Raw genomic sequence first — 22,583 nt, forward strand, 5'->3', positions numbered from 1 at the left:
ACAGACCAGGGGGTAGCGACTGTTTATCAAAAACACAGGGCTCTGCGAAGTCGCAAGACGACGTATAGGGTCTGACGCCTGCCCGGTGCTGGAAGGTTAAGAGGAGGGGTGCAAGCTCTGAATCGAAGCCCCAGTAAACGGCGGCCGTAACTATAACGGTCCTAAGGTAGCGAAATTCCTTGTCGGGTAAGTTCCGACCTGCACGAATGGCGTAACGACTTCCCCGCTGTCTCCAGCATAGACTCAGTGAAATTGAATTCCCCGTGAAGATGCGGGGTTCCTGCGGTTAGACGGAAAGACCCCGTGCACCTTTACTATAGCTTTACATTGGCATTCGTAGTGGCATGTGTAGGATAGGTGGTAGGCTTTGAAACCTGGGCGCCAGCTCAGGTGGAGCCACCCTTGAAATACCACCCTTATTACTATGGATGTCTAACCGCGGCCCGTTATCCGGGTCCGGGACAATGTATGGTGGGTAGTTTGACTGGGGCGGTCGCCTCCTAAAGAGTAACGGAGGCGCGCGATGGTGGGCTCAGAACGGTCGGAAATCGTTCGCTGAGTGCAATGGCATAAGCCTGCCTGACTGCGAGACTGACAAGTCGAGCAGAGACGAAAGTCGGTCATAGTGATCCGGTGGTCCCGCGTGGAAGGGCCATCGCTCAACGGATAAAAGGTACGCCGGGGATAACAGGCTGATGACCCCCAAGAGTCCATATCGACGGGGTTGTTTGGCACCTCGATGTCGACTCATCGCATCCTGGGGCTGGAGCAGGTCCCAAGGGTATGGCTGTTCGCCATTTAAAGCGGTACGTGAGTTGGGTTCAGAACGTCGTGAGACAGTTCGGTCCCTATCTGCCGTGGGTGTAGGAATATTGAAAGGATCTGTCCCTAGTACGAGAGGACCGGGATGGACGGATCTCTGGTGGACCTGTTGTGGCGCCAGCCGCATAGCAGGGTAGCTATATCCGGACGGGATAACCGCTGAAGGCATCTAAGCGGGAAACCCACCTTAAAACGAGTATTCCCTGAGAACCGTGGAAGACGACCACGTTGATAGGCCGGGTGTGGAAGAGCGGCAACGCTTGAAGCTTACCGGTACTAATAGTTCGATCGGCTTGATCGTTCTCATTCCTTATGCCCATCTCGGCGCAATCCAGTGGATTGCGCCAGAACACGATGGTCTGACCAGCGCTCACGCATGAGCGGCCCTTACGGGCCTATGCTCCGCGAGGGCGCCGGAAACCGGCGACGCGCAGTCGCGCTTGCGGGCTTACGCCCAAAAGCCACAAACGTCGCCTTGGCACAGAAAACAGCTTCTCGAACAACGTGCGTTTTGCCGACCTGGTGGTTATGGCGGAGCGGCTGCACCCGATCCCATTCCGAACTCGGCCGTGAAACGCTCCAGCGCTGATGGTACTTCGTCTCAAGACGCGGGAGAGTAGGTCGCTGCCAGGTCTGCTAAACGCACGTTGAACTCACATCCAAGCGGATGTCAGTGAAATCTTCTCTCTACGAACAAGGCCCGCCAAGGGACCACGGGCCGCGCAAGCGGCCCTTTCATTTGGCGGTGACGAAATATGACGCGGGGTGGAGCAGCCCGGTAGCTCGTCAGGCTCATAACCTGAAGGTCACAGGTTCAAATCCTGTCCCCGCAACCAACATTCAACGGCCCGCCTCAAGCGGGCCGTTTTGCTTTTTGCTGACGCTGGCCGCCGATTCGAACCTGTCATCAGCGGCCCGCAAGCAGGCAAAGCCAAAGCCGCAGGACAGAAAACTCAAAGCCTACCCCAAAACCAACATAAAACGGCCCGCATCAAGCGGGCCGTTCGCGTTTTTGGCTCGAGTGAAGCGCGATGATGCAGGAAGGGTGACGATGCCTTTGCGTAAGTTGTCGCTGACATTTTGCATCCCATGTTGCGCTACCCCTTGGCAGCGCCGCGCACCCGCTTTCTCTCGGCCGCCGCCAGCAATTCAACGAAGGCACGCACCTTGGCGGGCCGGAAGCGGGCCGGCGGAAACACCGCATGGATGCCGCCGATCGGCAAGGTCCACTCGGCGAATATCCGCACAAGCCGACCCCCGATGATATCCTCATCGACCGCATAGTCGGGAAATATACCCAGGCCGATACCTGCGAGCACGCAAGCATAGGCCGCCGGGCTCTTGTCGCAGACGACGACGGGATTGAGCTCGGTCAGCACCGTCTCGCCATCCCTGGAAAACAGCCATTGGCCGACGCCGCGCAGCTGGGCGTTGCCGACCCAGGCCAGTGATCGCGCTTGGCGCGGGGTGACGTCGGGCGGCAGGTTTGCGGCGAAAGCCGGGCTCGCCACCACGACCTGCCGTATCGTGCCCAAGCGCCGCGCCTGGTTGGAAGAATCGGTGAGCCAGCCGACGCGGATGCCGAGATCGATCTGCTCGTCGACCAGATTGCTCACCGCATCGTCGAAGATCGCCTCGACCCGCATGTTTGGATAAGTCTTCAGATATGCCGCCATGACCGGCGCCACTATCCTGGTGCCGTAGTCGAGCGGCGCGGTCAGCCTCAGCATTCCGCTTGGCTCAATCGCGCCGTGCGAGATTTCGCCATAGGCCGCCTCCGCCTCGCGCAGGATGATCATAGCCCTGTCATAGAAGAGCCGGCCTTCCTCGGTCGGCGTGACGCGCCGGGTCGTGCGCTGCAGCAGCGTCGCGCCCAACTCCTCTTCGAGCCTGCCGATCTGATGACTGACCACGGCCTTGGCGACGTCGAGCCGGTCCGCCGCCGCCGTGAACGAACCGGTTTCCATCACCGTGGTGAAGTAGACGAGCCGGTTGAGGTTCAGAAGGTCGGCCAAGGTGAGTGCTTTTTGTCTGATCTGATCAGACAGTTTGTATTATTGAGTGGCATTTATCGCAAGACTGCCGCCTGCCACATGTGGGCCAAGACATTCGACTGGCCCCGCGGCCGGTATCCCGCAGCAAGGATGGCAGCGATCGTGAGCAATCCAGACGTAACTTACCTGTTCGATCCGCTCTGCGGTTGGTGCTATGGCGCCACGCCGATGCTGGAGAGGTTGTCGGCCAGCGGCGTGCGCGTCGAGCTGCTGCCGACCGGCCTGTTCTCCGGTGCCGGTGCGCGGCCGATGGATGAAGGTTTTGCCACTCATGCCTGGGCGAACGACCAGCGTATCGAGCGTCTGACCGGACAGGCATTCACACAGGCCTATCAGCGCAACGTCCTTGGCATCCGCGGCACCTTGCTCGACTCGCATGCGGCGCCCCTCGGCATCAGTGCCGCCGGCCTCGAAGACTCCAGCCGCCGGCTTACCGCACTGAAGGCGATCCAGCGTGCGCGCTATGTCAATGGCCGCGACATCGTGACTGTCGAAGGTGTCGCTGCCGTGCTCGCCGACGCCGGCATGGCGGATGCCGCAGTCATGCTGAGGCAGCCGAGCGAGACATTGCTGGCGGCTTACCGCGAACTGGTTGGGCTCGGCCGCGCGTTGTTCCAGCGCCTGCATGCCAATGGCGTTCCTTCCCTTGCAATTGTCCGCAACGATGCCCCCCGGCTGATCGGCTCCAACGCGCTGTTCGGCAGCTTCGACAATCTCCTCGCCCATATAGCGGCGGCGTGATCTCCCCCACCTGATCTCCAACAAGGACTGGAAAAGACATGGCAAAAGTCGCTCTCATCGGCGCATCAGGCGCAGTCGGTTCGCGCCTGCTCAAGGAACTCTCCGACCGTGGCCACACGGTCACCGGTATTGCCCGCAACCCTGAAAAAATCGCCGCGCTGCCCGGTGTGACGGCCAGGAAGGGCGATGTCTTCGACAAGGAAGGTCTCGCCAATCTGATCCGAGGTCATGATGTGGTAATCAGTGCCGTGCACTTTCTGGACAGCGATCCCGATACGCTGATCGCCGCGGTACGCGCTTCGGGCGTGAAGCGCTACCTCGTCGTCGGCGGCGCCGGCAGCCTTGAAGTCGCCCCCGGCAAAAGGCTGGTCGACACCCCCGAATTCCCGGCAATCTACAAGGCCGAGGCGCAGAAGGGCGCGGACTTCCTCGACACGTTGAAGACCGTTGGCGACCTCGACTGGACCTTCCTGTCGCCTTCCGCCATGTTCGTCCCGGGTGAGCGCACCGGCAAATACCGCCTTGGCAAGGACACGCTTCTGGCGTCGGACAAGGGCAGCAGCATCTCCTTCGAGGACTATGCCATCGTCATGGTCGACGAGATCGAGAAGCCTGCCCATGTCAGGCAGCGGTTCACTGTCGGCTATTGATCAAACGGCAATGGCCGTGTCTCGATCGAGGCCGGCCGACGCCAGCCGCATCAGCGCCTCGCGGACACCGACGCGCCGATAGGTTTCGGTGGCGAGGCCGTCCTGTCTCAGCTCCTGGCGGCGGCGTTCGACAAAGGCGCGTTCCTCGCTGGTCAAATCGTGCTCACGCTCGCGAAGCCAGTCCTGATAGGACGAATCGAGTTCCTTGACCGGCTTGGCCCCGGTCGAAACCGAAGCCGGCCGGCTGTCGGTGTAGCGCGGCCGCAAGGCGCTGTTGGGGTTGTATTCCGTCCGCTTGTCGTTTCCCGAAATGACCAGATCCGGATCCGCGACCCGGCCCGACGGGCTGTAGACGAAGGCCGAGGCGATGCGATCGAGCGCCGCGTCGACCTCCTTGGGCCGATGCACCACCTCGCGCGGCGCACGATCGGGAACGGCCAGCCTTGTGATGCCGCGATCATTGATGGCGTCGAGAACCTCACGATGATCGAGTGAGGTGATGACTTCGCGCCGGGCCGGCCAGAAATCATAGGGCGCATGCGCACCATAACCCTTGCCGATGTGGAAGGCATAGATTTCGGGATAGACCGTCAGCTCAGTGCGACGGCTCGGCTTGATATCGTAGAAGGCGGTGATGGCGATCTGCAGCAGATGGGTGGCGCCGATGCCGCCAAGCGCGTCGTCGATCACCAGGCCGAAGCGGTCATGCGGGTTCCAGTCCGGCAAGGCTTGCGCGATCGAGGCGGGCTTGCCGTCGATCTCGACGTCGAACATGTCAGCCTTCAGCAATGTCACGACATGCATTGCGGTCTCCGTCGTCTTGCGCCGATTCGTCAGAACATCATCTGATCACCGGCGCTTGCGCTTGTCAGCCGGCATCCGGATAGAACCGTTCGAATCGAGGCAGTCGGCTGGTCTTGCGAGACGCCTTCCCCATCAGCGTCGGCATGGTTAATAGTGTCGACTTCGCGGAGGATCGATCATGGAGCAAAGCCGGCTATCGAAGAAGGAGCGGCATGCACTCATCCTGTCGGAAGTGCGTCGCTCGGCCTCGATCCGTATCTCCAGGCTCGCTTTGCGCCTGGGTGTCGCCGGCGAAACGATCCGCCGCGACCTGATCGAGCTTGGCGATGCGGGGTTGCTCAACCGTACCTATGGCGGCGCGACGATCTCGCTGGTGACATCCGAGCCGGTGATCGCCGAGCGCAGCCAGACCATGATCGAGGAGCGTGCCCGGATCGGGCGTGGCGCGGCGGGATTGGTCGAGAAAGGCCAGATCGTGATGATCGATGGCGGCTCGACGACCTACGAGGTGGCGCGCAGTCTCTCGCAGCTGAAGCGCGAGCTGACCATCATCACCAACTCCATCGGCGTGGCCTCGGTAACTGGGGCCAATCCGACGTTCCGGGTCATCCTGTGCCCCGGCACCTATGACAGCCGCGAAGCCAGTGTGGTCGGCGAGGATACGGTGGAATTCGTCAGGCGTTACAATGCCGACATTGCCATCATTGGCGCCTCGAGCCTGTCCGCGGACGGGCCTAGCGACATGATCTCGGGGGCGGCCGCGGTCAAGCGGGCGATGATTGCGCGCGCGCTGTCGACAGCGCTTGTGGTGACCAATGACAAGTTCGGCCGCAACAGTCTCGAACGCGTCTGCGCGCTCGGCGAGCTTTCCGACATCGTCACCGATCGAGAGCCGCAACCGGCGCTGCGCGCTGTCATTGAGGCGGCTGGAACGGAACTTCATGTCTTCAGCGGCGACTGAACAGAGTTGCCGGAAGGCGAAAACCGGACCTGGCAGGAAGATTGCAGCCGTCAGGCCGGGAACAGGAACGCCGAAGCGGGATCGAAAAAGATGCACTGACCTGATGCAATGGCGCTGTCCGCCCCCTCTGCGTCAGAGGTTGGCCTGACATCGATCTCGTCGCCGCTGGCCGTGCGCGCCACGACACGGCGGCGGTCACCGAAGAAGGCGGTGTCGACGATCTCGACGGCCAAAGCCGCGCTCGCAGGCCCCGACGTGAGGCGGAAGGCTTCCGGGCGCACCATCAGCCGGACCTTCTGGCCTTGACCGAAGGGTATTGTCGCCTTGACACCGGTCACGATCGAGCCGTCGCCGAGGCGGATCGTTGACGTACCGTCCGTTGTTTGCAGATGCTCGGCCGGCAAGAAATTCGAGTTGCCGATGAAGCCGGCAACGAACTCGCTCGCTGGCCTGAGGTAAAGATCCTCGCCGGTGCCGATCTGTTCGATGCGGCCTTCCCTGAACAGAGCGATGCGATCCGAAAGATGCAGCGCCTCCTCCTGGTCGTGCGTGACATAGAGGATGGTGACGCCCGTCTCGCGGTGGATGCGGCGGATCTCCGCCTGGATTTCCTGGCGCAGTTTCTTGTCGAGCGCCGACAGTGGCTCGTCCATCAGGAGGATCGGCGGATCGTAGGCGAGCGCCCGGGCAAGCGCCACGCGCTGCTGCTGGCCACCCGATAGCGCGCTAGGAAAGCGGTCGGCGAAGTCTTCGAGGCGCACCAGCGCCAGCATGTCGGCGACCTTGCGCCTGACCTCGCTGTCCGGCCGGCGGCGCACGCGCAACGGAAAGGCGACATTCTCGGCGACGCTCAGATGCGGGAACAGCGTGTAGCGCTGGAAAACCATGCCGATGTTGCGCTTGTGCGACGGCACCGAGAGCAGCGACCTGTCCTCCAGGAGCACATCGCCCGAGCTCGGATCCTGAAAGCCGGCAATGGCGTAGAGCGTCGTCGACTTACCTGAGCCAGACGGGCCGAGGAAGGTCAGGAACTCGCCCTTGGGCACATCGATGGTGACGTCATGGACGGCGACGAAGGCGCCGAACGTCTTTCTCACCGCGCGTATAGACAGGAACGGTCGGGTCATCTGGACAATTTCCTGCGAAGGAGTGCGGTCACGATCATCAGGCAGAGCGTCAGGCCGACGAGCAGGCTGGAGGCGGCGGCGACGACCGGGCTTAGGTCGGCGCGCAGGCTGCCCCAGATCTTCACCGGCAAGGTCTGCAAGGTCGGGCTTGCCATGAAGATCGCCACCACGACCTCGTCCCATGAAGCCAGAAAGGAGAAGATCACCGCCGAGAAGATGCCGATCCGGATCGACGGCAAGGTGATCCTCAACCGTGCCTGCAGCGGGCTGGCGCCGCAGACGATGGCCGCATCCTCGATGGATTTGTCAAAACCCTCGAGCGCGGCAGTGATCGGGATGATGGCGAAAGGCAGCGCCAGGATTGTGTGGGCGATGACGAAGCCGAGCGTGGTGCCGGCGAGGCCGATGCGCAGGAAGAAGGCGTAGATGGCGATGGCGAACACGACGACCGGCAGCACCATCGGCGTCAACAGCAGCCCGCGCAGGACCTGGCGCCCGCGAAACTCACCCCGGACCAGGCTGAAGGAGGCGAACAGGCCGATGATGACGGCGAGGATTGCCGCCATGGCGGCAATCCGGGCGCTGGTCAGCGCGGCATCGATCCACGTCGGGTCGGCCAGCAACTGCTGGTACCATTTCAGCGTCCAGCCGGGTGGCGGGAACGCCAGCCAGCGCGACGAGCCGAATGACAGGAGCACGATGAAGACCACCGGCAGCAACAGGAAAGCCGCGACTGCCGCGGTGAAGCCGACAAGCGCCACGCGCAGCCATCCGAGCCTGTCATAGTCGAGCAGCATGCTCAGATCCCTCCGCCGGTGCGCCTGGCGCCGACCAGGCGAAGCTGGATCGCGTAGAGCGCCATGGTGACGACGAGCAGGACGAAGGCGGCCGCACTGCCGAGCCCCCAGTTGAGCAGCGACTGCACCGTCTGGGCGATCATCTCGGCCAGCATCATGTTGGACGTGCCGCCGAGCAGGGCAGGCGTGACGAAGTAGCCGAGCGACATGACGAAGACCATCAGGCCGCCGGCGGCGATGCCGGGAAGCGACAGCGGCAAGAGGATGCGGCGAAAGGCCTCGAATGGGCTCGCGCCGCAAAGGGCGGCGGCGCGCAGCGTCATCGGGTCGATGGCGCGCAAAGTGCCGACCAGAGGCAGGACCATGAAGGGCAGCATGATGTAGACCATGCCGATGGTGACGCCGGCCAGGTTGTTGATGAGGGGCAGCGGCGCGTGGATGATGCCCAGGCCCATCAGCGCTCGGTTGATGACGCCGGTGCGCTGCAGCAGCACCATCCACGCATAGGTGCGAGTGAGAAGGTTCGTCCACATCGACAGGATGATGATGCCGAAGACGATCGAGCCCATGGCCGGCGGCATGATCGCCAGCATCCAGGCGACGGGGAAGGCCACTAGGATAGTGACGGCGGTGACGACACCGGCGACCAGGAAGGTGTTGAGGAACACCCGCACATAGGTGCCGCTGCCGAACAGCGCCGCGTAGTTCTGCAAGCCCGGTTCAGGATCGGTGATGCTGCGCAACAGCAAAGCGACCACCGGCACGATGAAGAACAGGCCAACCAGGAGAAGGGCCGGCAAGGCGCTGCCGCTGCCGGCCGGCAGGCCGGCAACGGAAGAGCGTCTGAAAGAACTTCCCTGCATCGAGCGATCCTGTCTCGAAACGGGGCGCGCAAGCCGCGCCCCGTCAACCTGCACCGGCGTTACTTGGTCTGCCAGGCATACCAGCGCGTGGCGATCTCGTCGCGATGCGCGGCCCAGTAGTTCATGTCGAGGTTGATCTGGCCATCGACATGGGCATCGGGCAGAGCCTTGACGGCATCGGCGGGCATTTCCGCCTTGGCCTTGGTGTTGATGGGCGCATAGCCGCTTGCCTCGGCGAATTTCGCCTGGCCGGCCGGGCTGGTCGCTGCGGCGAGGAACTTCATCGCGCTGCCCTTGTTCTTCGCGCCCCTCGGCACGACGAGCACGTCGGCGGCGGTGAGGTTCTGATTCCAGGCGACGCCGACGTCGGTGCCATCCTGCTGCAGGGCGAAGACGCGCCCGTTCCACAGCTGGCCGAAGGCGGCCTCGCCGGAGGCGATCAGCTGCTGCGACTCGGCACCGCCGCCCCACCAGACGATATCGGACTTGATGGTGTCGAGTTTCTTGAAGGCACGGTCGAGATCGAGCGGATAGAGCTTGTCCGCCGGCACACCGTCGGCCAGCAAAGCGATTTCGATGACGCCCGGCGCCGACCATTTGTAGAAGGTCCGCTTGCCAGGAAACTTCTTGGTGTCGAACATGTCGGCCCAGCCGGCCGGTTCGCCGGGGACCGCGCCCTTGTTCCAGGCGAGCACGAAGGAATAATAGAAGCTGCCGACGGCATGATCATTGCTGAAGCGCGGGTCGAGATCGGCCTTGGGCACGACCGCATAGTCGATCGGCTCCAGCAGCCCGTCCTTGGCGGCCTTGATGGCGAAGTCCATTTCCACGTCGACGACATCCCAGGTGACATTGCCGGCGTCGACCATGGCCTTGAGCTTGCCATAGTCGGTCGGCCCGTCCTGCAGGACCTTGATACCGGAGCTGGCCTCGAAGGGGGCTGCCCAGGATTTGGTCTGCGCCTCCTGCGTGGTGCCGCCCCAGCTGGTGAACGCCATTTCATCGGCCTTGGCGGCGGTCGCCGCGAGCAGTCCGGCCAGCAGGCCGGTCAAAATCAGTTTCATGTCATTCTCCTCTGTTGGTCTGTTCTTGTTTTTCTCAGTGCACCTGCGCCCCGCCCTGCTCAGCGCATGACGAAGGGATCCGGGATCGGCTCGTCCGAGGTGTTGATCCAGACGGATTTCGAGCGCGTGTAATCTCTGATGGCGTCGAGCCCGCCTTCGCGGCCGAGGCCCGACAGGCCGTAGCCGCCGAACGGAACGAGCGGCGATACGGCGCGATAGGTGTTGACCCAGACCACGCCGGCATGGATGTCGCGCGCCATGCGGTGGGCCTTGCCGAGATTGCTGGTGAACACGCCGGAAGCCAGGCCGAAGGGCGTGTCGTTGGCGAGTGCCAGCGCCTGTGCCTCGCTGTCGAAGGCAAGCACGCTGAGCACCGGTCCGAACAGCTCTTCGCGCACACAAGGCAGGTCGCTGTCGCCGGCGTCGATGATGGTCGGCGTGTAATAGAAGCCGCTGCCGGCTGGCCGCGTGCCGCCGGTGACCAGCGTGCCGCCCGCGGCAAGGCTTTCCGCGACAACCTTCTCGATCCAGTCTCGTTGGCGCAGCGTGGCGAGCGGACCCATTTCGGTCGCCGGGTCCTGCGGATCGCCGATGCGGATCGCTTCGGCCTTGCGTTTCAGCCGGCCAACGAATTCATCCTTCACCGAACGCTCGACCAGCAGCCGCGAGCCGGCGACGCAGCTCTGGCCGGTCGCGGCGAAAATGCCGGCGACCACCGCATTGGCAGCGCTGTCGAGATCGGCGTCGGCGAAGACGACGACCGGGCTTTTGCCGCCGAGTTCGAGCGTAGTGTAAGCGAGGTTCTCTGCGGTGTTCCTGACGATGGCGCGCGCCGTCGACGGACCGCCGGTGAAGGCGACGCGCGAAACCAGCGGATGGCTGGTCAGGCGCCGGCCGCAATCATGGCCAAAGCCGGTGAGGATGTTGACGATGCCTGGGGGGAAGCCGGCCTCATGAACCAGTTCGGCAAAAGCGAGCAACGGCGCCGGTCCGTCCTCGGAGGCCTTGAGCACGATGGTGCAGCCGGCGGCGAGCGCCGGACCGAGCTTGACGGCCGAGAGGAAGAGCTGCGAATTCCACGGCACCACCGCGGCAACGACGCCGATCGGTTCGCGGCGGATGGTGACGTCGAGATCCGCCTTATCGATCGGCACATGCGCGCCTTCGTGCTTGTCGGCAAGCCCGCCATAATAGCGATAGTAGTCGCCGACATAGGCGATCTGGGCGCGGGTCTCGCGGATGATCTTGCCGGTGTCGCGTGTCTCGAGTTCGGCCAGGCGCCCGGCATTGGTAGCGACGAGGTCACCGAGCTTGACCAGCAGTTTTCCACGCGCTGTCGCTGTCATCCTTCGCCATGGGTCTGAGTGTAGCGCGCGGTGCGCCGCCTCGACGGCACGGTCGACATCGGCTTCGCTCGCCGCCGGCATTTTCGCCCAGGCCGCCCCGGTCGACGGGTCGACACTGTCGAAAGTGACGGATGGCTCGTCGAAGCGGCTGTCGATGAAGTTCCTGAAAAGAGCGTCGGTCATTGGCTGGTCAGTCAAGGGCTCGCGATCAGAGGAAGGCCGGCATCACCCGGTCGATGAACAGTTGCAGCGATTTTTTCTTGCGCTCGTGCGAAAGGCCGCTGTCGATCCAGACCGAATACTGGTCGTAGCCGAGCGCCTCATAGGCCTTCAGCCGGGCGATGACCTCGTCGGCCTCGCCGATCACCAGATTCTGCCTGATCTTGTCGGGCGCGTATTGCGGCATGGCCGCGATCTCGTCCGCCGTCAGCGGCTCCAATATGCCTTGATGCACCGGCTTCTTGTTTTGGAACCAGGCGCCGAACTGGCAGTAGAAATTCGACAGGTCCTGCGTCAGGCGATCGGAATCGGCCGCGTCCTCGGCGACGAAGGTGTGCATCAGAAGCATGATTTCGGGCCGTTCGACCTCTGGATGCGCGGCGCAGGCGGTGTTGAAGCGCTGCATCAGGCTCGTCACCTCCTCATCGCCGGACGCCAGCGGCGTCACCTGGACCTTGCAGCCATTGGCGACGGCGAAATCGTGCGAGTTCGGGTCGCGCGCGGCCACCCAGATCGGCGGGTAGGGTTTCTGCAGCGGCTTGGGCGAGGAGGTGGTGGCAGGGAACTGCCAGAACTCGCCGGAGAGCTCGAAGTCGCCGTCCCAGAGGCCGCGGATCGCCGGTATGATCTTGCGCATGCGCTGGCCGGCGCCCCAGGCGTCGAGCCCTGGGAAGACGCGCTGGTATTCATAGCTGTAGGCGCCGCGCGCGATGCCGATGTCAAGTCGGCCGCCGCTGATGACGTCGGCCATCGCCGCTTCGCCGGCAAGCTTGATCGGATGCCAGAAGGGCGCGATCACGGTTCCGGTGCCGAGGCGGATGCGGCTGGTCTTGGCCGCGAGATAGGCGATGTTGATGAAAGGATTGGGCGAGATGGTGAATTCCATGCCGTGATGCTCGCCGATCCAGGCCGTCTCGAAGCCAGCCTGTTCGGCCATCAGGACCAGTTCCTCGAGCTCGGTCAGAAGCTCGGAATGCGGTTTGGCCGGATCCGACCGTTCCATGTGCACGAAGAGCGAGAATTTCATCGCTGGTCACCTGTGTTGACGGCGGAAGCGTCGGCCCTGGCGAGCGGGCGGACCTCACCTTCGACGTCGTTGCCGACATAGACGCCGAATGCGTCCACCGAGCATTCCCTGATATAGCGCGCGAGCATCGAGCGGATCGCAGGATCGGCGATCTTCAATCCTTCGATCGCGTCGATCTCGATGAGCCTGATGCCGCGATCGCTGGAAGCGGGCACGTCGAACGTGCCGCGATAGTAGACATGGGTGCGTGAAACAGCTCCGGCGTCATCCCAGACGGCGAACAGGAAGCCGAGCTGGGCCTCGATGGCCTTCGCCGCAAGCAGTCCCCGCAGGCTTTTGCCATCGCCGGCCGAGCCCAAGCCCCGGCCGCGCGGCAGTTCGAAACCGTCGGCCGTTTCCAGAAACAGGATCCGGCCGCCATTTTCGAGGATGGCACCGACATCGGTGCCGGGCTGGGTGGCCGCCAGCGCATCCTGGCTGAGACCGGGCGCGATATAGGCGCCGCGGCAATAGCCGAGCGGCTGCGCGGAATTATGCTCGAAATCGCGGACACGGCCGATGAGGATCGAATGATCGCCGGCATCGACCAGCCGCTCCATGTCGCAGTCGAAGCATGCGACGGAACCGTCCAGCACGGGGCTGCCGGTCCGTCCCGGCCGCCAGGCCACCGAGGCGAACTTGTCGGCCGCTTTCGAGGCGAAGATGCCGGACGCTACCTTCTGACCCTCGTTGAGGACGTTGATGGCAAAGCTCTTTGAAGTTGCGAAGACGGGATGGCCTAGCGCCTTGTGGGCGATGCAGACCAGCACCAGCGGCGGATCGAGCGACACCGAGGTGAAGGAGTTGGCGGTGAAACCGCGCGGCTCGCCTTCGGGTCCGATCGTGGTGACGATGGTGACGCCGGTGAGGAAGGAGCCCAGCGCGCGGCGGAACTCGCCGCTGTCGAACCCGGTATTCGTCTTCGCAGTGCCGTCTTGTTCGGCCGCTTCGTCCTCTGCGAGGAAGTCGACGATATGGCGCGTGGTGATGTCCGATGCCGCGACCGCCATCATGTGCTTCTGGCCCGGCAGTACCGTGCAGCGGCCATGCGGCGCCAGGCGTGCCATCGCGGCCGACATTGCCGACGAAGAGTTCCTGTCCTCGGAGCCGGTCATGAACAGGGCCGGCACGGCCAGCGTCGGCAGGCGGTCGGCATGATCGCGGTCGGCACGAGCGAACAGGCGATAGGTGCGGGCATAGCCTTCCGGGTCGACCGCGCTCAGTGCGGATGCCGTCTTCTGCGCTGCCGCCTCCAACGCGGCCGGCACCGGATCTCCGAACCAGCGGGCAATGGTCTGTGCCGTGCCGGCCGTATCGCTGCGGCCGTTGAGCGCCACCGCGCGCTGGCGAACGGCTTCGGCCAGTTCAGGTGGGCGGCGGAACACTGCATTCAGGGAAACGATGCGGCGGACGCGCTCCGGTGCGCGCAGGGCCAACTCCTGGGCAACGAGCGCACCCATCGAATGGCCGACGACGGATACCTTGTCGAGGCCGAGATGATCGAGCAGGCGCATGGCCTGGTCGGCGTAGTCGGCCAGTTCCGGGTGCTGAGGCGGCAGCGGCGACTGGCCGTGGCCGAGCATGTCGATGGCGATCACGTCAAAGCCACCGGCCATGCGCTCGATCTGCGGCTGCCAGATCGCGGCGTTCATGCCGACACCATGGATGAACAGCACCGGTGTGCCCGATCCGGCGCGGATGAAGCCGGTGCCGTCGGGCGCGGTGCCCTGTCGGGCCCAGGCTGGTGCGGAAGCGTCAGCCATGCAGATTACCAAGCTCCTTGAGGTCCTGGTAGCGGTCGCCGATGCGGTGGTGCGGGCGGCCGCCGATCGACGCGCCGAGCGCCACCACCAACTCGTCCGGCGCCGGCGCATCGCCGATCTGGAAATGCACGGTCAGGTAATGCGAGCGGCGCCCTTCGTCATTCTTGTCCATCAGCGGGATCATGATCGGCGTGTTCGGCCCGCCGCGCAGATTGGTGAAGGCAAGATAGGTCTTGGCACCGACGGCGCGGCGATAATGATTGCCGAAATGCAGCGTGTGGATCAGCGCCGAGGCATGTTCGATCTCGCCCGACGTGCCGCAGATGGCCGCCTTGCCATAGCCCTCGATCGCCTCGCCCGAACCGGCGATGGCAATGATCTCGCGGGTCAGGATTTCTCCCAGCACCGGCGCACAGGCGCGGATCTCGGGCGACAGGTCGTCGCTGAAGCCACGCCCGGCCCAGGGATTGGTCAGCACCGCGGCGACACCGATCAGGCGCAGCGGCCTGGACGCGACCTTGCCGCCTTCGATCAGCGTGTTCTCGGTGTAGGTCACGATCTTGCGGATGGCAGGCTGCATGGAATCCTCGGGTCGGCGATGCCAAGGGATCATGCGATCCCTGTATCATCTTATGGTATACCATGCTATGGAGCGCCAAGTACCTTGTCAACCGGGTATGGAATCTGTTTTCGTGGCGGCGCAGGAGGCAAGACATGCCAGACGACACGCTTCGCATCGACCGCAGCGCCAAGACTTTGAGAACGCTGGCGCTGGAGCGCATGCGCGAGGCGATCATGGATTTCCATTTCCAGCCCGGCGAAAGGCTGGTCGAGCGGCCGCTGTGCGATCAGCTTGGCGTCAGCCGTTCCGTCGTGCGCGAGGTTCTGCGGCAGTTGGAGGCCGAGGGCCTCGTGCAGATGATCCCTGGGCATGGGCCGGCGGTGGCAAGGCCCGACCTTGGCCGCACCGACGAGATCTATGAACTGAGAGCACTGCTTGAAGGCATTGCCGCCCGCGCCTGCGCCCTGTCGGCGACCAGCGAACAATTGGCGACGCTCGAGCGCGCCCTGGCGGACCTGTTCGAGGCCTGGGCGTCAGGAGCGCCGCCGGCGGTGATGCGGGCGACGACGAAGTTCTACGAGGCGCTGTTCGAGGCCGCCGACAAGCGCGTCGCCTGGGAAATCGTCAGCGGGCTGAATGTCCGCATCAACCAGCTTCGTTCGATGACCATTGTCTCCGCCAACCGGCGCGAAGCGGCGATCGCCGAGATGAACGAGATCATGTCTGCGATCCGGGCTCGCAAGCCGGAAGAGGCGGAAGCCGCGGCGCGGCGGCATGTCGAATCGGCCTGGCAGATCGCCCGCACTGCGTTGCGGCCGCCGGCATAGACTGCCTACGCGCCGCCGGCCATGACGGCTCGCAGCCAGGCCGTGATGGCATCGAAGTCGATCGATTTCGTTGTGTCGACGTCGAAGAGCGGTCCGCGCCGCAGCGGCTCGGCGCGCTTGGCAAGCTCGATCAGTTCGGGGATATAGGCCGCACCGGGATGGCCCGCCGGACGCTGGTCGAGCCGGGCGCCGTAGCGCTCGGCAAGCACCTCGCCGGGCGCGTGGCACCAGATTTCGAAAGTCTGTTCGACGCCGGCCTTTCGCAGATGATCCTCCAGAACCTCGCGCGGCTGGAAGCCGAACCAGGCATCGACGACCACGGTGGTGCCGGGCGGGGCTTCGCCGACAACCGACCAGATCGCCTGGTAGCTGGCGCGGCCGAGCGTGCGATTGAACAGGCGGTCGCCGCCGCCGAGCACTTCGAGGAACGGGTTCTTGATCGTGTCGAGCGCCAGCAGCGGCCAGCCCATGCGATCGGCGATGCCGCGCGAGACCGTGCTCTTGCCACTGGCGGGAATGCCGTTGACGAGCACGGCGCGCCGCGGGCGGCTGGACTGGGCCGTGGGTGAAGCCGGAACCGCGTGCGGCTCCGCCGCCAGTGCCTGCAGGCCTGCGCCGATCACACCGGCGTCGTCACCGAGTTGTGCTGCTTCGACCTGGCATTGATACCAGGGCGCCAGCGCCGGGGCCTGGTCGAGTGCAGCATGGGCCGTGCGGCCAAGGCCGCCGCCGAGCAGCACCAGATCGGGAGCGAGCATGGCAACGGCGGTGTCGATGGCGGCACGCAACGGTTTCGCCCAGGCATCCAGTATGCCGCGCGCCTGGGTGTCGCCCGTTGCATCGCGGGCAAAGAGCTGGTCGACCGAAATGTCGGCGCCGAGCCCGGCGCGGGCAATGTGACGGCCGAGCGCCGTGCCCGAACTGGTGGTCTCCACGCAGCCGCGGCGGCCGCAAGCGCAGACCTCGCCATTGACGTCGACAGTGATGTGGCCGAGCTGGCCCGCCGTTGCCGAACCACGCGTGATCCGCCGATCTTGAGCGACGGCGCCGCCAATGCCGGTGCCGATGGTGAACATGACGATGTTGGCGTGGCCGCGCCCGGCGCCGAGCGCCATCTCGGCGGCCAGCGCCATGTTGCAGTCATTGTCGATGATGACAGGCTTGCCTGTCATGTCTTCCAGGCGCTGCGCCAGCGCAACCGAGGCGAGGTTGACATAGCCGCCCGACAGGACCGCGCCGCGCCGCGCATCGACGCGGCCCGGAACGCCGACGCCGATGGCCTTCACGTCAGGCGTGTCGAGAAGGCGCACCATGTCGGCGATGCGGCCGAGCACCAACTCCGGGTCAGGCGCGCTTTTTTCGGAAACGCGCTTGAGGATTTCACCGGTGCGGGAAATGCGGGCGGCACGCAGATTGGTGCCGCCTATGTCTATTCCTATGCTGAGAGGCATGGCGTCCTGCATTTGTCTTCACGCAATTCCGGACGCAAACCGCTTCACACTTTTGCCGGAATAGCTCTCGTCTAACGCAGATTATCAGGCAGCGGCTTTCTGCCGGTAGTGCCTGATCACGGCCTGGATCTCACGCAATCGCGGCACCGCGATGGTCTTAAGCCTTTCGCGCTGGATGTCACGGTCGAGCGAAATGCAGTCCTTCCACAGCGAGCGGCCGGCAATGACGCCGGAGGCGCCGTTCTGCATGGCGATCTCGACCTGGCCAAGGAAGGTGGCGTGGTTGACGCCGGCCGACAGCACGGCCCACGGCACGTCGCCGGCCATTTTGGTGATGTTGGCGCAGGCTTGCGGCGTTCCGGGGTAGGGGAGCTTCAACACCTTCGCGCCGCACTCCAGCGAAATCCTGGTGCCTTCTTCGACAAGCCATGGCGTCTTGGCCGCATAGTCCTCCGGGCTTTCCCCGTCGAGCTGGTAGGTCAGGAATTCGACGACCAGCAGCAGGTCCTCCTGGCCGAAATCGGCGATGCACTGGCGCAGGATGGCGATGTTGTGCTCATTGGCTTCAGGCTTGTCGGCCCGCAGATACACCATGATCTTGCCGCCGGTGCCGCCCAGCGCGCGGACACGCCGCGCGTCGATGTCGGGAACCAGGCGTGACAGGCGGTAGCCCTCGGGCGAGACGTCGAAACCGGAAGCGTCGAGGCCGATGAGCAGCGCCGTATCGCGGTTCAAGACGCCCTCGTCGACAATGCGCGGTACCGCGCAGAGCGGGTCGAGCAACACGCAGGACGCGGCACTGGCGAGGTAGCGCGTGATGTCGGCCTTGGTGTCGCCGAGCATGTCGTTGGTGATCTTGGCCTGTTCCGCAGGGTCCGACGCCAGCAAGGTCCGCATGCCGCCGCGCTGGTCGCAGGCAATGGCCACCATGGCCCCGTCCTTGCCGCATATCTGCTGATAGCCGCGCAGCTCCGCGGTGGTCATCTTGGTCATGGTCTCATCCGATGTTGGCGCTCTCTCGCGGAGGGCGCGGATCCCGTGGAAACAACAATGTTCAGTCCTGCCCGCCCTGCCGGCGGGAAGCCGTGATGCGCCATCGCCCTCGAGGAAAGCGCTTCGCCGACCCTGCGGCCTGGAAGCCACCACACATTGCGAGTTGGCTGGATTTGCGCGATAACTCCCGTCGGCGTATACGTGTGTAACACGTTGCTGAAAGGAATTGCAAGCTGTCTGTTTCCCCCATCCAGGATGCGACCGCATCGCGGACGATGCTGCACACGGTAGCCAAGCTGCATTATGTGGAGGAGATGTCGCAGGTCGATATCGCGCGCCGGCTCGGTGTCTCAACCGCGACGATTTCGCGTCTGCTGCAGCGGGCGCGGGCCGAGGGCATCGTCCGCATCGAGGTTCTCGACCTGGCAACGCCGGAGGACATCACCCGGCAGTTGATCGATGGCTTGAAATTGCGGGATGCCGCTGTGGTCGAGACGCCGGCGGCGGGCACGCTGGCGGCGCTGGCGGCACCGCTTGGCGGGCTGCTCAGGCAGGCACAGCTGGTGGCTGGCTCCGTCGTCGCCATCGGTTGGGGGCGCGCCGTGCGCGAGGTGATCCGGGCCGGCCTGCCGCGCATGCCGGGCGTGCTGACCGTGGCCGCCACCGGCGGCATGCAGCAGCAGGCGGCGCATTTTCAGGTCAACGAATTCGTGCGGCTCGCCGCCGAGGAGTTCGGCGGCACGCCGCATTTCATCCACGCGCCCTATCTGCCCTCCACCGAATTGCGCGAGGTCTTCCTGCGCGACGCCGCCATCCGCGATGCCGTCGCTTTGTGGGAGAGGACCGATGTCGCGATCGTCGGCATCGGTCTGCCGCATGCCATCAATGCCCCCGAGGCAAGTGCCGCCACGCCGAGCGAGCAGGCATTGGTTCATGCCGCCGGCGACGTGCTTCGCCATTACTTCGATGCCGAGGGGGCGCTGATCGCCTGGGAAGGGGAGAGCCGGATGATCGCCATGTCGCCGGCGCAGCTGCGCGCCGTGCCGCTGGTTATCGGCCTTGCCGCTTCGCCGGAAAAGGCGACGGCAATCATTGCCGCCGTTCGCGCCGGCCTCATCAACACGCTGGTGACGGACACCAAGACGGCGCAGGCCATCCTCACGGCGCTCGCGTAGCCATGGAACGGGCAGGATGCTGCCCGCGAAAACCAGTTGTGCCGCTGAAAGCCCCGGGCGATAGTTGACTGGGGGCTCTGCGGAGCAGTCGGATGTTGCACGGTGTGAAAAGCCCGGCGCTGTCAGCTCGGAAAAACCGGGTTGCAATTTATTTCTGCAAAGTGTTACAAGTTCGAGCGCCCGCCGGCAAGGCGAGGCGTCGGGCACAGTTTGCCGGCCCTCGCGGAGGCGGAGGAACGGGGTTGTGGCCAGGTGCGCCGGTCGGCTGACCGGCTGACATATCGACTGGAGGGCGCTTGGGAGGAGCTGCCCGCGAAAGGCAAACAGGCGTTCCCGGCCGTCGGCATCCGCACGGATGGCGGCCATTCCAATGTCACTTGCAACGGCAGATCTGCCAACAATGAGGAGGATGTCATGAAGAAGATTGTTGCCGCACTCGCGGCGCTTGCCGTCAGTGCGACGGTGCTGATGGCGCCCGCGCAGGCGCAGGACAAGAAATACACCATTGCGCTCATTCCGGGCCTGACCACCGACGGCTTCTATATCACCATGCGCAAGGGCGCCCAGGCGGCCGCCGACGCGCTCGGCGTGAACCTGGTTTTCCAGGGCGCGCCGGACTTCAACCCGGTCACCCAGGTGCCGGTGCTTGACGCGGTCATCGCCAAGAAGCCTGACGCGATCCTGATCGCGCCGACCGACAAGGTTCAGCTGGTCGAGCCGCTGCGCAAGGCCAATGACGCCGGCATCCCGGTCATCACCGTCGACACTTTCATCGGCAGCGGCGTCTACCAGACCGGTGCCGGCGATGCCGATTTCCCGCTGGCCTATATCGCGTCGGACAATGTGCTTGGCGGCGAGATCGCCGCGCGCGCTCTTGCCACCGCCATTGGCGACAAGGGCAAGGTCTATGTGTCGAACGTCAAGCCCGGCATCTCGACCACCGACCAGCGTGAAGAGGGCTTCAAGAAGGAGATGGCCAAGCATACGGGCATCACCGTGCTGGAGACCCAGTTCAATGACGACGACGCCAACAAGGCGGCCTCGCAGCTGCAGGCGGTGTTCGCCCGCAATCCCGACCTGGTCGGCGTCTTCGGCGCCAATCTGTTCTCGGCGCTGGGTGCGGCCAACGGCGTCAAGCAGGCCGGACAGACGGGCACCGTCAAAGTTGTCGCCTTCGATGCTCCGACCAGCATCGTCGACAACATCAACACCGGGCTGGTCGACGTGGCGATCGCCCAGCATCCGGCCGAGATCGGCTATTACGGCGTCGTCTCGGCCTATGCTCATCTGACTGGTCATTCGATCCCGGTCACCATCGGCACCGGCTTCACGATCATGGACAAGTCCAACATCGCGGATCCGAACATCTCGAAGTATCTCTACTCCGAGTAAGCCCAGACCTGCTTTGCTCCTCCCGGTCCGCCGGGAGGAGCTGCACTAGGTCCTCGCCAGTCGAGACCTGTTTGAAGGCGCCGCGGAGTATCCATGACCTCGACATCACCAGCCCAGCCTGCCGAGAAGCATGTCGCCCCTCAGGCCGATCATGGCGATCCGGCCAGGAGCCTGGTCGCACGCATCGCCGAAGGGCGCGCCTGGCTGTTCCTCGCCGGCCTGCTCATCTGTTTCGAGATCTGGTCGCGGCTCGCCTTCGGCGCGACCTTCGTGCTCAACCCGTTCAACCTGCAGTCCATCGCGATCTTCGCCGTGGCGCCGCTGCTGCTGGCGACCGGTCAGACCTTCGTCATCATTTCGGGCGGCATTGATCTCTCGCTCGGCTTTATCATGGGCCTTGCCGCCGTCATTGCAGCGCATGCCACCAACATGGCGGGCGCCGCCATTCCCCTGCCGCTGGCCATGCTGGCCGGCATCCTCGCCTCGGTGATCGTTGCCGGCGTGCCTGGCGTCATCAACGGCCTGCTGATCTCGCGGCTCAAAGTGCCGCCCTTCATCGGCACGCTCGGCATGTTTGGCGTCGCGCGCGGCGCCGCCTTTCTGCTTGCCGGCGGCACCACGGTGCCGGTGCAGAACTCCTGGTTCGCTCTGCTCGGCAACGGCAGGTTTTATGGCGTGCCCTATCTGGTGCTGATCACCGCAATCTTCGTCATCGCGATGCACTATCTGCTCAGCCAGACCCGGTTCGGCCAGCACAATTATGCCATCGGCGCCAATGTGCAGGCGGCGCGGCGCGCCGGCATCGACATCAGGGGCCACATATTGCGGCTCTATGTGCTGTCGGCGATGTGCGCCGGCCTTGGCGGCGCGCTCTATGCCGCGCGCTTCACCGCGGGTGCGGCGCAGGCCGGCGAGCCCTTGCTGCTCGACAGCGTCGCGGCGGTGGTGATCGGTGGCGCCAGCCTGTTTGGTGGCTCCGGCACCATCTTCGGCACGGTGGCCGGCGCGCTGGTGATCGCGGTCATCCAGTATGGGCTGGTCTTCGTCAATGTCGAACCGTTCTGGCAGTTCATCGCCGTCGGCGTCGTCATCATCATTTCCGTCCTTATCGACCAGGCGCAGCGCCGGTTCAGTGGAGCCCGTCAGGATGAATAGCACCAACCAGAACGGCCCCTTGCTGGAAGTCCGCAATCTGTCGAAGCACTTCGGCGCCGTGCGTGCGCTCAACGACTTCTCCATGGCCGTGCGGCCGGGTGAAGTGGTGGCGCTGGCCGGTGACAACGGCGCCGGCAAGACGACGCTGATCAAGGCGATATCGGGGGTGTTCCAGCCGACCGGCGGCGAGATCTTGCTGCGAGGCCAGCCGGTGACGTTCGCGACGCCGCAGGAAGCGCGCGAAAAGGGCATCGAGACGATCTACCAGGATCTGGCTCTCGCCGACAATCTATCGATCGGCGCCAACATTTTTCTTGGCCGCGAACCGATGCGCAAGGCGTTCGGCTTCCTGCCGGTGCTGGACCGCAAGGCCATGGCGGAGGCCGCCAAGGCGACGATGGGCCGGCTGGACTTCCATGTCAGCCGGCTCGAGGCCCCGGTCAGCAATTTCTCCGGTGGCCAGCGCCAGGCCGTCGCTATCGGCCGCGCCGTCTATTGGGACGCGCAGATCCTGATCATGGACGAGCCGACCGCCGCCCTTGGCGTGCCGGAGCAGCGCAAGGTGATCTCGCTGATCCATCAGCTCAAGGCGCAGGGGCGCGGCGTGATCTTCATCTCGCACAATCTGCAGGACATCTTCGCCGTATCGGACCGCATCGTCGTGCTGCGGCGAGGCGTCCAGGCCGGCGAGCGCAAGATCTCCGAGACCAACCATGACGAAGTTGTCAAGCTGATGGTCGGCGGCTGATTT

The 22,583-nt window shown here is 64.4% G+C and carries 20 protein-coding genes, 1 tRNA gene and 2 rRNA genes (1 of these 23 cut by a window edge); 11 read left to right on the forward strand and 12 right to left on the reverse strand.

Translation table 11 applies throughout. From position 1 onward, the window contains the following. The 3 genes from JN279_RS09690 to JN279_RS09700 all read left to right on the forward strand — a co-directional run. Positions 1-1,123: ribosomal RNA gene (locus JN279_RS09690) — 23S ribosomal RNA — on the forward strand (it extends 1,736 nt beyond the left edge of the window). A gap of 217 nt (positions 1,124-1,340) precedes the next feature. Next, positions 1,341-1,455, forward strand: a 5S ribosomal RNA gene (gene rrf, locus JN279_RS09695). Between the two features lie 126 nt (positions 1,456-1,581). Next, positions 1,582-1,658 (forward strand) — tRNA-Met (locus tag JN279_RS09700). A gap of 261 nt (positions 1,659-1,919) precedes the next feature. Here the strand turns inward: JN279_RS09700 and JN279_RS09705 are convergent. Further along, on the reverse strand, positions 1,920-2,837 hold the full coding sequence (locus tag JN279_RS09705) for a LysR family transcriptional regulator (RefSeq protein ID WP_096450449.1): 918 nt from the start codon (positions 2,835-2,837) through the stop codon (positions 1,920-1,922). Positions 2,838-2,978: 141 nt separating this feature from the next. On the opposite strand from JN279_RS09705, the gene JN279_RS09710 reads away from it, so the two are divergent. Next, positions 2,979-3,617: a DsbA family protein gene (locus JN279_RS09710; RefSeq protein ID WP_096457950.1), complete on the forward strand. Its 639-nt coding sequence runs from the start codon at positions 2,979-2,981 to the stop codon at positions 3,615-3,617. 38 nt (positions 3,618-3,655) lie between these two features. Further along, entirely contained in the window at positions 3,656-4,267 is a 612-nt protein-coding gene (locus JN279_RS09715) for an NAD(P)-dependent oxidoreductase (protein ID WP_096450447.1), read from the forward strand. On the opposite strand, the gene JN279_RS09720 is transcribed toward JN279_RS09715, so the two are convergent. Then, positions 4,268-5,071 (reverse strand): hypothetical protein, encoded by an 804-nt coding sequence (locus JN279_RS09720; protein WP_096450445.1) that lies wholly within the window; start codon positions 5,069-5,071, stop codon positions 4,268-4,270. It lies immediately after the preceding gene. Positions 5,072-5,249: 178 nt separating this feature from the next. Between JN279_RS09720 and JN279_RS09725 the strand changes: the two genes are divergently transcribed. Then, the gene (locus JN279_RS09725) at positions 5,250-6,032 is read left to right on the forward strand and encodes a DeoR/GlpR family DNA-binding transcription regulator (RefSeq protein WP_096450443.1); all 783 of its coding nucleotides are present in this window, start codon (positions 5,250-5,252) and stop codon (positions 6,030-6,032) included. A gap of 50 nt (positions 6,033-6,082) precedes the next feature. On the opposite strand, the gene JN279_RS09730 is transcribed toward JN279_RS09725, so the two are convergent. Genes JN279_RS09730 through JN279_RS09765 form a run of 8 tightly spaced genes read right to left on the reverse strand, consistent with a single transcriptional unit; the run spans position 6,083 to position 14,857 of the window. Continuing rightward, positions 6,083-7,159, reverse strand: coding sequence for an ABC transporter ATP-binding protein (locus tag JN279_RS09730; RefSeq protein ID WP_096450441.1), 1,077 nt, complete (start codon positions 7,157-7,159; stop codon positions 6,083-6,085). Beyond that, positions 7,156-7,956 carry an ABC transporter permease gene (locus JN279_RS09735; protein WP_096450439.1) on the reverse strand — a complete coding sequence of 267 codons (801 nt, stop codon included), beginning with the start codon at positions 7,954-7,956 and terminating at the stop codon, positions 7,156-7,158. The genes JN279_RS09730 and JN279_RS09735 overlap by 4 nt, the downstream gene beginning before the upstream one ends. Positions 7,957-7,958: 2 nt before the next feature. Further along, positions 7,959-8,819 (reverse strand): ABC transporter permease, encoded by an 861-nt coding sequence (locus JN279_RS09740; RefSeq protein WP_096450437.1) that lies wholly within the window; start codon positions 8,817-8,819, stop codon positions 7,959-7,961. A 59-nt stretch (positions 8,820-8,878) separates the two neighbouring features. Beyond that, entirely contained in the window at positions 8,879-9,883 is a 1,005-nt protein-coding gene (locus tag JN279_RS09745; protein WP_096450435.1) for an ABC transporter substrate-binding protein, read from the reverse strand. Between the two features lie 59 nt (positions 9,884-9,942). Then, positions 9,943-11,412, reverse strand: a complete 1,470-nt coding sequence (locus tag JN279_RS09750) for an aldehyde dehydrogenase (RefSeq protein ID WP_096450433.1) — start codon at positions 11,410-11,412, stop codon at positions 9,943-9,945. Positions 11,413-11,437: 25 nt separating this feature from the next. Further along, positions 11,438-12,475, reverse strand: coding sequence for an LLM class flavin-dependent oxidoreductase (locus JN279_RS09755; RefSeq protein WP_096450431.1), 1,038 nt, complete (start codon positions 12,473-12,475; stop codon positions 11,438-11,440). Then, positions 12,472-14,277 carry an alpha/beta fold hydrolase gene (locus tag JN279_RS38680; protein ID WP_096450429.1) on the reverse strand — a complete coding sequence of 602 codons (1,806 nt, stop codon included), beginning with the start codon at positions 14,275-14,277 and terminating at the stop codon, positions 12,472-12,474. Before JN279_RS38680 ends, JN279_RS09755 begins: the two co-directional genes overlap by 4 nt. Next, entirely contained in the window at positions 14,270-14,857 is a 588-nt protein-coding gene (locus JN279_RS09765; RefSeq protein WP_096450427.1) for an amino acid synthesis family protein, read from the reverse strand. Before JN279_RS09765 ends, JN279_RS38680 begins: the two co-directional genes overlap by 8 nt. 134 nt (positions 14,858-14,991) lie before the next feature. On the opposite strand from JN279_RS09765, the gene JN279_RS09770 reads away from it, so the two are divergent. Then, complete coding sequence (locus tag JN279_RS09770) at positions 14,992-15,666, forward strand: GntR family transcriptional regulator (protein WP_096450425.1); 675 nt, start codon at positions 14,992-14,994, stop codon at positions 15,664-15,666. Between the two features lie 5 nt (positions 15,667-15,671). Here the strand turns inward: JN279_RS09770 and JN279_RS09775 are convergent, their stop codons facing one another. Together JN279_RS09775 and JN279_RS09780 are read right to left on the reverse strand one after the other, a co-directional pair. Beyond that, on the reverse strand, positions 15,672-17,117 hold the full coding sequence (locus JN279_RS09775) for an ROK family protein (protein WP_244734491.1): 1,446 nt from the start codon (positions 17,115-17,117) through the stop codon (positions 15,672-15,674). A gap of 84 nt (positions 17,118-17,201) precedes the next feature. Then, a complete protein-coding gene (locus tag JN279_RS09780; protein ID WP_096450421.1) occupies positions 17,202-18,110 on the reverse strand; it encodes a tagatose-bisphosphate aldolase in 909 nt (302 codons plus the stop codon). A gap of 275 nt (positions 18,111-18,385) precedes the next feature. On the opposite strand from JN279_RS09780, the gene JN279_RS09785 reads away from it, so the two are divergent. The 4 genes from JN279_RS09785 (at position 18,386) to JN279_RS09800 (ending at position 22,580) form a co-directional block, all read left to right on the forward strand. Next, positions 18,386-19,285 carry a sugar-binding transcriptional regulator gene (locus tag JN279_RS09785; protein ID WP_096450419.1) on the forward strand — a complete coding sequence of 300 codons (900 nt, stop codon included), beginning with the start codon at positions 18,386-18,388 and terminating at the stop codon, positions 19,283-19,285. 414 nt (positions 19,286-19,699) lie between these two features. Then, the gene (locus JN279_RS09790; protein WP_096457947.1) at positions 19,700-20,677 is read left to right on the forward strand and encodes an ABC transporter substrate-binding protein; all 978 of its coding nucleotides are present in this window, start codon (positions 19,700-19,702) and stop codon (positions 20,675-20,677) included. A 93-nt stretch (positions 20,678-20,770) separates the two neighbouring features. Continuing rightward, positions 20,771-21,832, forward strand: coding sequence for an ABC transporter permease subunit (locus tag JN279_RS09795; RefSeq protein ID WP_096450417.1), 1,062 nt, complete (start codon positions 20,771-20,773; stop codon positions 21,830-21,832). Further along, the gene (locus tag JN279_RS09800; protein ID WP_096450415.1) at positions 21,825-22,580 is read left to right on the forward strand and encodes an ATP-binding cassette domain-containing protein; all 756 of its coding nucleotides are present in this window, start codon (positions 21,825-21,827) and stop codon (positions 22,578-22,580) included. Before JN279_RS09795 ends, JN279_RS09800 begins: the two co-directional genes overlap by 8 nt. Positions 22,581-22,583 lie beyond the last annotated feature (3 nt).

The sequence above is a fragment of the Mesorhizobium sp. 113-1-2 genome, from assembly GCF_016756475.1.
Lineage (GTDB): Bacteria > Pseudomonadota > Alphaproteobacteria > Rhizobiales > Rhizobiaceae > Mesorhizobium > Mesorhizobium loti_C.